This window comes from Leifsonia sp. NPDC056824, assembly GCF_042789575.1.
In the GTDB taxonomy this organism is placed as follows: Bacteria; Actinomycetota; Actinomycetes; order Actinomycetales; family Microbacteriaceae; genus Leifsonia.
The window spans coordinates 789,258-800,824 of sequence record NZ_JBHUAV010000001.1 but is presented as its reverse complement, the minus strand read 5'-3'; the positions used below and the strand labels follow the sequence as shown (position 1 = coordinate 800,824).

Sequence of the window (11,567 nt, the reverse complement as noted above, 5' to 3'; positions counted from 1 at the left end):
ATTCCAGTAAGAACATGATGACAGTCATCGAGGGGTCTAGATGAGCGACAGTCTCCGGCTTGAGCGTTTTGCAACGAGGAATCCGTACTTCTTCCGCGCACCTGATGCAGCAGAAGATCGAGGACTTCGCTTTCACATCGCGCTTCCTGATGGCTGGAATCTTCGCGAGCAACCCGAGTGGACGCATGCTTCCGAGGAGAACCATCCACTCGAGACACAGGGCTGGAAGGTGCATGTGAGCGCTGTGCCGGACCACGCTGAAGAGATCCTCGCGCGTTCGGCGGAGGTGGCTGTTCGCCATCGGGTCGCGTTCAAGTACCTGTCGACGATGGCGCGTCTCATTGCGCGGAACGGCAAAGACACTCCACGGGAGCACGCTGGAAAGTTCATCACCCTGTATCCATCGGAGGAACAACTCGCCGAGCTCCTCACCGAGCTCGATGAGTCTCTTTCCGGTCTGAAGGGGCCTTACATCCTCAGCGACCGCAGATGGAAAAAGGCTCCCGTCTACTTGCGCTACGGCGCATTCCAGAGACTGATGCTCGAGACGAGAACGGGCGAGGTCCCCGCGCTCGTCGGGCCTGACGGCCGTCTGGTCCCGGATGAGCGCTCCGTGCCATTCCGCTTCCCCGACTGGGCTCCTCGGCCCGAGGTCCTCGAGTCCTGGCTGACAGGCAGTCCTCCGAATGAGGACGAGCCGGCCCTCCCTTTCGACATTACGGCTGCGATCAAATTCTCAACCGCGGGCGGAACGTACGAAGGAACGATGGCGTCCTCGGGTGGCGGCATCGTCATCAAGGAAGCACGATCCGATGTCTGTCATGACTATGACGGCTCGGACGCGGTGGATCGCTTGCGCCGCGAATCCCGGGCGATGCAAGCTCTGTCGGACCTGCCAGAGGTCCCGGGCGTCGTGTGGACCGGTCCGCTCTGGGAGAACTGGTATTTGGCGCTCGAGAGGCGTCGCGGAATCACCATCAGAAAATGGGTGATCAACAACTATCCCGCGTACCTCCCCTCGTCCGAGAAGTTCGCCGCGTACCTTGATGCCGTCCTCGATATCGCCATCCGCGCAAAGGACATGGTCGACCGGTTGCATGCATCGGGCTGGTGCCATCACGACCTCCATTTCGACAACATCCTCGTGTCTGACGATCACGAGCTCACGCTTATCGACTTCGAGTTCGCCAAGCCGGCCGGATCACCAGCGCAGCCTCACGTCTTCGCCGCATCTGGATTCAGAGCCCCCTACGAATGTCGCCCCGAGGAGGCGGACTGGTTCGGGCTTCGCCAAACTGTCGCCTTCATGCTTCTTCCGATCGTGCAGCAGACCGAGCTCATCCACGAATATTCAAAGCAAACGCGGCTCCTCGCTGATTACCTCTTCAGCGGTGCAGATCACAGTGGCGAAGCGCCTTCCGAATTCCTGTCCGTTCTCGAACTTCTCGGGGAACTCGATCGCCTGGTGGGCGGTGATGTGGCCGAGCCAAACGTGAACATCTACGGGTCTTGGTCACTCGGGCCTTTCCTCGAGACGTTCACGTCGCCAGCAGACCTTCTGCAGCGGTTGCTGGCAGGGGCTGATGAAACACGGGAGCATTGGCCACACCAGGACCGGATGCTCCCCGTGCATGCCTACGCCCTCGACGATCCGCTGACAGGCCTCTCGTATGGCGACGCCGGAATGGCGATCGGCCTCGATGCCGCGCTGAAGGGAACGAAGGGCAACGCTCGACACGCCTTCTGGCGCACCCCGAACAGCTTGACGGGGCTCTTCCGCTCGGCGGAAACCGAAATGGATGGGTCGCTATTCAAGGGGGGAATGGGAAACGCCCTCGCGCTGGCAGCTCTCGGTGCCCCTGAGCGCGCTCGGGATCTCGTTGACTCGCGGTGGGATGCGTGGACTCACTCCTCGCTGCCCCGAGTTTTTGACGGACGCCCCGGCATGCTCCTTTCAGGTCTGCGACTCCACTCGTTCGGGGCTCTGTCCGATGGGATGCTCGCCCGAATCTCCGACGAGATGGAGCGGATTCGACAGGATTATATTCAGAACGCTGAGAGGTTCGCGCCGATGGGAATGGTGCGGACCAACACCGGCAACACCCCGGATGACATGAGTTCAGGCCTCCTGTTCGGACATCTCGGACTTGCCTGGCTCTTTTCGGAGGCCTGGAGGGCGCTTGGAGAGGAATCTTTCCTCGACGCGTGCAACTACGCCATGACGTGCGAGCTGAGTTCTTACTTCTATGACCCGGATCTTCAGAACCTGCAACTCAGCCAGACGACGCGCGTTCTGCCGTATCTCGCCAGCGGCAGCGCCGGCTTCGGCGTCGTGCTTCCCGATCTTCCAAGGGATGCGGTCGACACTGACGTAGTCGCGAGCGCGCCAGCGCTCTTGGCGGCCACGGAGGCGCTGTTTTCCGTGTTCCCCGGCTTGCTGGAGGGTTACTCCGGGCTGAGCCTCGGCAACGCAGGCATTCGGAAGTTCCTTGGTCTGCCTCGTCGGGATCCCGAGCACTTGATGCGGGTTCTTGCAGGCTACGCCGTAGATAGTGGCGACGGCATCGTCTTTGCCGGCGACAGCGGACTGCGGGTCACGGGTGACTTCGCATCCGGCGCTCCAGGAATCGCATGGGCCGTCACGCAGCTCTGCGCTGACTCGAGTGATCTCCTCCCTAGGGCACTAGCTCCTCGATCCCAGTGATCGAGGTCAACTCGACACGAGAGAGGAGGTGAAAACAATGGAAGCGAAGATTCTGGAACTCCAGGCGTTCGAGGCTGAGCAGGAGTCTGGTCCGATGGACCAGGTGGCATGGAGCACGTCGTCGCTCTCGCACTGCAACTCGTTCACGAGCAGCTGGGAGAGCCGCACGTACTGCTGATCACCAGCACTAGTCGGTCGTGGGTGGCAGGCGTTTTGTCACCCACGACCGACGTTGTCAGTTTGAACCACAGGTGCGTGCAGCGCCAAACAAGAAGTAGGACATGACGGTGAACGTTGATCCGCAATCACTAATAAATTGCTACGCCTTGACGAAGGCATTCGGCGGCAAACGTGGCGCCCCGTCCGTCTCAGTTCTGCGGGATATCACGCTCACAATCGCGCCCGGCGAACTCGTCGCGATCGTCGGCAAGTCTGGTTCGGGCAAGTCCACGCTGCTTCACTGCCTGGCGGGGTTGCAGAAGCCGACTACCGGTGACGTCGAGATCCTGGGAGCCTCGGTCGCGGATCTTTCGATGTCGAAGCTCTCACGCCTCTATCGCGAAAACATCGGGTTCGTCTTCCAGGAGTACAACCTCGTCCCCTCCCTGAACGTGTGGGAAAACGTGGCGCTACCTTTTCGGCTGCGACAACACCGCGTTGACATCGCCAAGGTCGACGACATTGTTGCCTCTGTCGGACTCAGCCACAGACGCAAGGCGCTCCCGCAAACGCTCTCAGGCGGCGAACAACAGCGAGTCGCGATTGCACGAGCGATCATCTCACAGCCCGCAGTGCTGTTCGCGGACGAGCCAACCGGCGCGCTCGACACCCTTGCAAGCGACGACATCCTCAAGCGGCTCGAAGGAATGATCGGCGAGCAGAACAGCGTCGTTCTCGTCACTCATGATGTGGATGCCGCCGCTCGGGCCGATCGCGTCGTCGTGCTTCGAGACGGAGAGATCAGCTTTCTGCTTGACAACCCGACGGCAGAGACCATTGCGAATGCAATCGCTCATGGCGAAGAAGTCGCATGTTGACTCTCATTCGCGCCGAGATTCTGAGGAACCGGCTCGGCATCGTCGCTCCAATCATCGCGAACGCGATCGTCTCCGCTCTGACGGCGTTGGCCTTCTACTTCCTGATCTCGGTGAACTCTCCGCGCGGAATCGACCAGCTCGCGGCCGGCGGTCCGAGAGCGGCCAATCTCATCCAGCAGCTCACCGTGTTCCTGTTCATCGCGGGCGTCATCGTTCCTGGGCTTGTAACCCTGGTTGCCGTTGCCGCAGCGAGCGTCGAGCGAAATCGCACGTCGTATGCGCGATGGAGGCTTATCGGAGCATCTCCTCGGCAGGTTTCCGTCCTGGTTCTCGCCCAATTCGGACTGGGAGCGCTCATCGCTTCCCTCGCAGGTGCGCTGATCGCTATCCCCTTCCTCGGCCTCGGCTCGCGCTATCTCCTCTCCGTGACTGACTTCGGAGTGGACCTGACCGTCGCGCCTTCGCTCTCCGGCCTGCTGTGGACGATGGGACTGTCGATCGCGGTGACATTGATCGGCGCGGCGGGTCCGGCGTTGAGGATCGGACGAATCGAGCCGATTGCTGCGATTCGCGTAGATCAGCACGTCAGAGTGCGGATGACCTGGTTTCGGTGGACTCTTTCCGCACTGGCGCTGTTCGCCTGCGCCCTCACGGCGGCCTCGGCGATCTCGGAGTCAAGCACCGGCCCCGCCTCGAGCGCTGTCCTGCTGTCGGGCGTATTCCTTCTCATCGGTCTCGCAACGGCAGCACCTGTGATCGTCCCGCGACTGACGCTGTTCTGGAGCGCGATCGTCCCTGCTCGTGTCTCGGCGGCATGGTATCTCGCGCGACATCAAGCGGCGCATCGCATCAGTTCGACGACCGCGGCGGTTGTTCCGCTCGGCGTAGCCGTAGGGCTCTTCGCGGTCTACTTCGGGGCCGCTGCGACATGGGAACAGGCGGTCGGAGCAAGCGCAACGGAATCGCGTTCCAACGCTTTGCAGGGACTCGTGTTGTTCGCGCCAGCGGGTGTCATCGGCATTTGCGGAAGCCTGGCGGTCCTCCTCCTGGCCTCGAAGGCGAGCCAGCACGAAGGAGCATTGGTCCGGAGCATCGGCGCACGCCGTTCGGACCTCATCTGGCTCCCGGTCTTGGAGTGCGTCATCCATACCTGCACGGCGCTTCTTCTTGGATTTCTGGCTTCAGTGCTTTCGACACTCGTTTACAGTGTCTCGCTCGTCGTCAACACCGGCACATGGACATTCGTTGTGAATCCTGTTCCTTCATTGGCTCTGGCGGGAATCGGTTTCGTCTTTCTCGCGGCGACTCTTGCTATTCCGCGACTCATCACGCTGGCGGCGGATGGGATTCAGGACCTTGGCCGTGTTGGCTGAGATTTCGTTGGCGTTCGTCTCATGAGCTCGATCGAAATCGGCTACTCTGCGACCCTCGAGCAGTTTGCGCCGGGTGAAGCGGTCGAGTTCGCTGTGCATGCCGAATCCCGGGGCTTCTCCGGCGTCATGGCCTCCGATCACTTCCAGCCCTGGCTGCCTTCTCAAGGTCAGTCCGCGTTCGTGTGGAGTGTCCTAGCCGCTTTGGCGGAGCGAACACGGGGGAATTTTGGTCCGGGCGTGACGACGCCGACCTTTCGTTGGCATCCGGCGATCGTTGCGCAAGCGGCCGCCACCCTCGAGGCGATGTATCCAGGACGTTTCTGGCTCGGTGTCGGTTCCGGCGAAGCGCTGAATGAGCACGTCCTGGCGCAGTATTGGCCGGAGGCGCCCGAACGCATCAATCGTATGTTCGAGGCGGTCGACATCATCTCCAAGCTCTTTTCGGCATCAATCTCCGGCCGAGACGTGAAGCACTCCGGTGCCTACTTCAAGTTGGAGAGCACACGACTGTGGACCATGCCCCCCTCGGCTCCACCGATATTCGTTGCTACTTCAGGCCCTGTTACGGCCAGGCGGGCAGGTCGTGTGGCGGACGGTTTGATCACCGTGGGGTCATCGTTCGACAGGGTGGCGATGCTGTTGGATAAATTCGATGCCGGTGCGCGGGATGGAGGACGGGATCCGAAGTCCTTGGTGCGTGTGTTGCAGCTGCACCTGAGCTGGGCGCCGACGGAACGCCTGGCGCTTGAGAACGCCTTGCTCGAATGGCCCAACGGAGGGATGAAGTTTCCGAAGGCAGACATTCGCTCACCATTCGAGTTCGAACAAATCGCCAGGCTTGTCCGCCCCGAGGACTTCGAGGATCGAATGGTGATTTCCGCAGACCCCGATGTGCACCGGCTTTCGATTCAACGGTTCGCCGACCTGGGATTCGATCGGATCTATCTCCACAATGTCGGCCGTGATCAACACGACTGGATCGACCTTTTCGGCAGCCAGGTGCTGCCGAAGATCGTGCGATAAGTGTCACCCGCCTATTCGGGGGTTCATCACGAGCAGGGACGCCGACGGCGGCCGTGTTGTCAGAACACGACCAGAGGGCCATGATGACGCGGATGCTTGATCACATCGCACTTCAGACCGTATGCCTCTTCGATGGTTTCGGGGCGAAGGACCTCGGTGGGGGTGCCGGTAGCGACTATACGACCCTCTGCAATGAGAATCAGGAAGTCGCAGAACGCGCTTGCGAGGTTGAGGTCGTGAAGCGCGACAATGCATGTCGTGTTCAACGAGCCTAGGCCGCCGAGGAACGACTGCTGCGATCGGATGTCGAGATGGTTGGTCGGTTCATCGAGGAGCAGAAGCTGAGGCTCTTGAGCGATGGCCCGGGCGATCCGTACCCGCTGTTGCAGCCCTCCGCTGAGTGTCGACCACCTGCGTTCCGCGAGGTCCACGATTTCGACCCGCCGGAGCGCGTCCATCGCGACTTGTCGGTCGTCCATACGGTCGAATCTGCCGAGGAGTCCAGTCCGGTGCGGAATTCGTCCGAGCAAGACCACCTCGATCACCGTCATGTCCGTCGCCGGTTCAGCGGACTGTTCGAGAAGCGCGATTCGCTGGGCCGATTCGCGCCGATGCAGCTCAGAAAGATCCTGTCCGGCGAGGAAGAGGGAGCCGGAGGTGGGGGTGAGCACTCCTGCCAGAGCCTTGAGCAAAGTACTCTTGCCCGCCCCGTTAGGGCCGAGGAGTCCCGTCACCGACGCCCGTCGAACCTCTGTGGAAATGCTGCGGAGGAGACTCCGGCCTCGCACTGTCACAGTGAGGTTGCTGAACAAGACAGTCATGTGATGACCCCGCGCCGCCTGATGAGGGCGATGAGCAACGGGGCCCCGACCGCAGCGGTGATTACTCCGACGGGCAATTCACGCGGGGTGAAGGCCGTGCGCGCGAGAGTGTCACAGACGACAAGGAGAAGCGCGCCACAGAGCCCGGAGATGGCCAGGAGGCGGCGATGAGATGTGCCCGTCATCGGCCGCGCAAGGTGCGGAACGACGAGACCAACGAACCCGATCGCGCCGCTTTGGGAGACCATAACCCCGGTCAAAAGCGCGACCGACCCCAGAAGCATCCATCGGATCTTCGTCACGTCGACACCGAGCGCTGAGGCAGTGGTTTCACCGAAAGCAAAGGCATCCAGTTGCGGAGCGAGAACGATGAGAATCGGACAGATCACGCCGAGGGCTGCCCAGGCGATCGCTGCGCTGGTCCATGAACTCGACGCGAACGATCCGAAGTGCCAGGTCATGATCTCACGGAGGGCGTCGCCTTTGGCCGACCAGAAGATCAGGAACGAGGTCAGGGCCGCACAGAGTTGCCCCATCGCTATTCCCGCCAAGATCATTCTTCCCGGTGAGACAGCGAATCCCGCGCGAGCAATCGCCAGGCTCCCGAGAAGCGCGATGAAAGCGCCCAGAAACGCGGCGACAGGTAGAGCGAATGTGAGGCCGATGACGAGCACACACACCGCGCCGACACTCGCGCCGGAGGAGATTCCGAGCAGATATGGGTCGGCAAGCGCGTTGCGCGAGACACTCTGCATGACGACACCGCTCAGCGCGAGACCCGCTCCCACCGCGGCTGCCGTTGCGATTCGCGGTAAGCGCAGCCCCCACACGATCGAGTCGATGAGTGCAGGAGGCCGTTCGAAGAGGGGAACGCCGAAGTGAGAGGTAACCGAGCTCACTACGTTGGCGACGCTGATACTCGCGGCGCCCAGCCCGATCGAGACAACTGTGGCAACGAGCAGCCCGCACACCAGCATTCCGGCCATCAACCCCACTCGCTGCCCGCGCCGCCGCGAGTCCAGGAGCTTGGAACCTAGTTGAGGCTTTTCCATTGCGAGATGACGCTCTCCACTGCATCGATGACGCGCACTCCTGCTTCCGTTGCCGCGAACGGCAGGATGATGTACCGCTGGTTGACGACGGCGTCGATGTTTTTGGTGGCCGCATTCGATTCCAGTGCTTCGATCTTTCGGGCCGCCGTACTCCAACTCGAGTCCGCAAGGATGATCAGCGACGGATCCGCGGCCGCAATGCTTTCCCAGCTAACCGACCCCCAGGTGTCTTTCATTGCGTCGAAGGCGTTGCGCACGCCGACTGTCCTCATAATGAGCGCGGGCGCGCCCGTTCCTCCGCCGATGTAAGGGAGGGTCACGTTGCTCGAATACCACACGGCAGTCGGACTGCCGGGAATGGGGGTGACGGTCTCTAGGCGCTCCTTCTGACGTCTCACAAGTTCCGCGGCGCGTGCGCCGGCACCGAGCGCGCGGCCGGTCTGCTGAATCTCCGTGAAAAGATCACCGAAACTCAGCATTTCGGTAACACGTTCCGGGTCCTTGCAAGCCGCTGGCGAGACCAGAGTGGTAATACCAAGCTGCCCCAACGCATCTCGACTGAGCGGACCGGAACCAGGGAATGTCGATTCCCATCCCGAATAGACGAGGTCCGGATCAACATTCAGGAGAGCTTCCGCGTTGAGAGACTGCTCGCTCAGGATCTTGGCCGAGATATCGGCTCCGAAACTCGGAGGCAGAGGGCCATCAAGTTGAGCGATGCCAACGATCCTGTCTGCGAGCCCAAGAGCGGCCGCCATCTCGGTTGCCGTCGACTTGACAGTGACGATGCGTTGCGGGGCTGAGTCTGCCGGCACCTTGGTCCCGCAGTTGTCGATTGTGGGGGGCTTGGTGGCGAGGGGAACCGATGGCTCGGCGGAGCACCCGCTGATCGCGAGGATGCCTGACAGCACCGCGATCGGCCATAAGCGGCGAAGGAACATTGATGAAATCTCACTGATCGAGAAAGGCCGAAGGAAAGTCGCACGGCCTCCCGAAGCATCTCGCTCCAGCTCGACGCAAAATCCAATGCGCAGGCGTGTCACTTTTTATACTAGTGGTTCACAGGTTTGTGAGACATGCCAAGAATCGAAGCCACGCAACGGCGGCCGGACCGCTGACCTCCGCGTCTTCGGCGTCGGCGTGGCATCGTAGGGGAATGGCCGCAGACCCGTTCGCTCGCTTCTTCGAGCTGCTGCGCGCGTTGCCCGAGCCGGACGACGCCGAGGCTCTGTACGGCGACGATCCGGAGGGCCGGCGCCGGGAGCGCAACCTGCGGCGGTACTTCGCGATGCCGCACGCGTCGGTCCTGCTGCTGGGGGAGGCGCCGGGCTGGCGGGGGATGACGGTGACCGGCGTCCCGTTCGTGTCGGCGCGGGAGGCCGAGGCCGGGGTGGTGCCCGGGCTGGAGCTGCCTGAGCATCCGCAGGCGCAGTGGGAGGCCTCCAGCCGGGTCGTCTGGGCGACGCTGAAGGACTGGCGCGGCCCGGTGCCGCTGTCGTGGCCGGTCTACCCGCTGCACCCGTTCGTCGCGGGCACGCCGCACAGCAACCGCACGCCGCGTCCCGCCGAGGTGCGTGCCGGCGCGCCGGTCGCGCTGGAGCTGATCCGCGCGCTGGAGATCGAGACGGTCGTCGCGGTGGGCAGGAAGGCGCAGGGCGCGATCGCGACGGCGGGACTGGAGGCGCCCGCGATCCGGCATCCCGCGCAGGGCGGCGCGGCGCTCTTCGCGGAACAGCTCATCGAGTTGAACCGGGCGCTGCTGCGGTAGGTACGGCGGCTCGCCCTAGCGACCGGCCCGCTTGGACCCCGGCGCCGTCACGTCGTCGATGCTGTCGATCGCATCGCGGAGCTGGTCGAGGAACCGGATGACCGTGCGGGACTCGTCGTCGTCCAGCGTCGCGGCCACGTCGACCAGTTCCTCCCGCACGTCGCCGAGGATCGCGCGGTGGATCTCGTCGACAGGGACCGCCGGCACGATGATCAGCGCGCGGCGGTCGAACGGGCTGGGCTCGCGGCGGATGTGGCCGGCCTTCTCGAGCCGGTCGAGCAGCACGGTGATGGACGAGCTCTGGATGCCGAGGTAGTCGCCGAGCTCCTTGGGGCCGACGGCGATGCCGCGCTCCCTGGCGCGCAGCAGGTAGCGGAGCGCCGAGATGTCGTTGACCGTGAGGTTCATGCTCTTCTCGGAGCGGCGCTGCATCGCCGACTCGGCGACCAGGTAGCTCCGGAGGCCTTCGAGGACCTCGAGGGCACGCCCGCGGTCCGCGCCCGGTCGTCCGGACGCGGGTGAGGTGGAATCGGGTCTGCCCGTCGCCATGCTTCGATGATAATCCTGCGGACCAGCGGGACGCGTCAGACCGCGACGGGTTCGGCCGCGACGGGTTCGGCCGGCTGCGGGGCGAAGAACAGACCGCTCGGGCGCGACGTCTGGTCGGCGAGTGCGTTCAGCCAGCGGTCGTCGAGCCGCTCCGGGGTGGGGGACACGAACTCGTAGCGGAGCGGGATGGCGTTGTCGATCCAGAGCGCGTGTCGGCCGATCGGGTCGGCCCCGGCCGGGTTCCAGGACAGCAGGAACGGCTCCCGCCTGCGCAGCTTCATGGTGATGACGGCCTGCAGGTGCGCGAGCGCGCGGTCGTCGAACTCGAACGACTGGTTGTCGTAGATCAGAGCGCCCATCATCGTCTCCTTCCGCCCGGGTGTGTGAGCGTGGAACGATCATAGCGCTAGCTAGATGATCTAGCTATCCATTTCTTGTAACATTTTTATCCGGTCAGGGACTGACGTTCATCGGTCGGCTGGTCTTGTTAGCTAGTCCACCTAGTTACATCCGCCCATTGCCGTCCGGCCACTAAGCAGCGGATCGTGACAACGACCGAACGTCGGGCTCTTGACGATGAAATGCCCCTGACGTACTATTCCACTTGGAATAATCCCTTCCGATCATCGACCACCGAAAGAGCCTGCTCGAGAGACCCATGCCGCACTCCCCGACCCTCACCCCGCTCGCCGTCGCAGCGCTCGCGCTGCTCGCCGAGGGGCCGACGCACCCGTACGAGATGTATCAGACGCTCGTGCTGCGCTCGGAGGACCGGCTCGTCAAAGTGCGGCCGGGCTCGCTCTACCACACGGTCGACCGCCTGGCCCGGCAGGGGCTCGTGCGCGCGACCGGCACCGAGCGCGAGGGCAACCGCCCGGAGCGCACCACCTATGAGATCACGGAAGAGGGCACCCAGGCGCTCGGCGAACGCGTCGCGGACATCATCGCGACCCCGGTCAACGAGTTCCCGGAGTTCCCGCTCGGCCTCGGCGAGGCGCACAACCTCCCGGTCGAAACCGTGATCGACCTCCTCCGCAACCGCGTCGGCCTCATGCGCGCCGACATCGCCCTGCTCGACGACGGAATCCACCGGGTCCGCGCGAAGGGGCTGCCCGAGAAGTACTGGCTCGACGTGCGGTACCTGCGCACGACGGCGGAGGCCGAAGCCGCCGCCCTCGAAGCCCTCATCGACGACCTCGCCTCCGGAGTCATCTCCTGGGACGAGGAGAAGCAGCACTGA

12 protein-coding genes are annotated in these 11,567 nt (G+C 63.2%); 7 read left to right on the top strand and 5 right to left on the bottom strand.

What is annotated here, in order from left to right:
- The first annotated feature begins 40 nt into the window (after nucleotides 1–40).
- From lanKC to ACFRFH_RS03925, 5 genes are all read left to right on the top strand, one after another.
- On the top strand, nucleotides 41–2,704 hold the full coding sequence (gene lanKC / locus ACFRFH_RS03945; protein WP_382461705.1) for a class III lanthionine synthetase LanKC: 2,664 nt from the start codon (nucleotides 41–43) through the stop codon (nucleotides 2,702–2,704).
- Between the two features lie 37 nt (nucleotides 2,705–2,741).
- Entirely contained in the window at nucleotides 2,742–2,882 is a 141-nt protein-coding gene (locus ACFRFH_RS03940) for a hypothetical protein (protein WP_382461704.1), read from the top strand.
- Nucleotides 2,883–2,985: 103 nt separating this feature from the next.
- Nucleotides 2,986–3,741 carry an ABC transporter ATP-binding protein gene (locus ACFRFH_RS03935; protein WP_382461703.1) on the top strand — a complete coding sequence of 252 codons (756 nt, stop codon included), beginning with the start codon at nucleotides 2,986–2,988 and terminating at the stop codon, nucleotides 3,739–3,741.
- Nucleotides 3,735–5,114, top strand: a complete 1,380-nt coding sequence (locus tag ACFRFH_RS03930; protein WP_382461702.1) for an FtsX-like permease family protein — start codon at nucleotides 3,735–3,737, stop codon at nucleotides 5,112–5,114. The genes ACFRFH_RS03935 and ACFRFH_RS03930 overlap by 7 nt, the downstream gene beginning before the upstream one ends.
- A 21-nt stretch (nucleotides 5,115–5,135) precedes the next feature.
- Nucleotides 5,136–6,137, top strand: coding sequence for a TIGR03557 family F420-dependent LLM class oxidoreductase (locus ACFRFH_RS03925; protein ID WP_382461701.1), 1,002 nt, complete (start codon nucleotides 5,136–5,138; stop codon nucleotides 6,135–6,137).
- A gap of 59 nt (nucleotides 6,138–6,196) precedes the next feature.
- Here the strand turns inward: ACFRFH_RS03925 and ACFRFH_RS03920 are convergent, their stop codons facing one another.
- From ACFRFH_RS03920 to ACFRFH_RS03910, 3 genes are read right to left on the bottom strand one after another with little or no spacing between them, the layout of a single operon-like run.
- Nucleotides 6,197–6,958, bottom strand: a complete 762-nt coding sequence (locus ACFRFH_RS03920) for an ABC transporter ATP-binding protein (RefSeq protein WP_382461700.1) — start codon at nucleotides 6,956–6,958, stop codon at nucleotides 6,197–6,199.
- Nucleotides 6,955–7,944, bottom strand: coding sequence for an iron chelate uptake ABC transporter family permease subunit (locus ACFRFH_RS03915; RefSeq protein WP_382461699.1), 990 nt, complete (start codon nucleotides 7,942–7,944; stop codon nucleotides 6,955–6,957). Before ACFRFH_RS03915 ends, ACFRFH_RS03920 begins: the two co-directional genes overlap by 4 nt.
- A gap of 47 nt (nucleotides 7,945–7,991) precedes the next feature.
- Complete coding sequence (locus tag ACFRFH_RS03910; RefSeq protein ID WP_382461698.1) at nucleotides 7,992–9,053, bottom strand: ABC transporter substrate-binding protein; 1,062 nt, start codon at nucleotides 9,051–9,053, stop codon at nucleotides 7,992–7,994.
- Nucleotides 9,054–9,166: 113 nt separating this feature from the next.
- Here ACFRFH_RS03910 and ACFRFH_RS03905 point away from each other — a divergent pair, with 113 nt between their 5' ends.
- Nucleotides 9,167–9,778, top strand: coding sequence for a uracil-DNA glycosylase (locus ACFRFH_RS03905; protein WP_382461697.1), 612 nt, complete (start codon nucleotides 9,167–9,169; stop codon nucleotides 9,776–9,778).
- Nucleotides 9,779–9,793: 15 nt separating this feature from the next.
- Here ACFRFH_RS03905 and ACFRFH_RS03900 read toward each other — a convergent pair whose 3' ends face one another.
- Nucleotides 9,794–10,327 (bottom strand): MarR family winged helix-turn-helix transcriptional regulator, encoded by a 534-nt coding sequence (locus ACFRFH_RS03900; protein ID WP_382461696.1) that lies wholly within the window; start codon nucleotides 10,325–10,327, stop codon nucleotides 9,794–9,796.
- Between the two features lie 35 nt (nucleotides 10,328–10,362).
- Nucleotides 10,363–10,686, bottom strand: coding sequence for a hypothetical protein (locus ACFRFH_RS03895; RefSeq protein ID WP_382461695.1), 324 nt, complete (start codon nucleotides 10,684–10,686; stop codon nucleotides 10,363–10,365).
- A 299-nt stretch (nucleotides 10,687–10,985) separates the two neighbouring features.
- Here ACFRFH_RS03895 and ACFRFH_RS03890 point away from each other — a divergent pair, with 299 nt between their 5' ends.
- Nucleotides 10,986–11,567: a PadR family transcriptional regulator gene (locus ACFRFH_RS03890; protein WP_382461694.1), complete on the top strand. Its 582-nt coding sequence runs from the start codon at nucleotides 10,986–10,988 to the stop codon at nucleotides 11,565–11,567.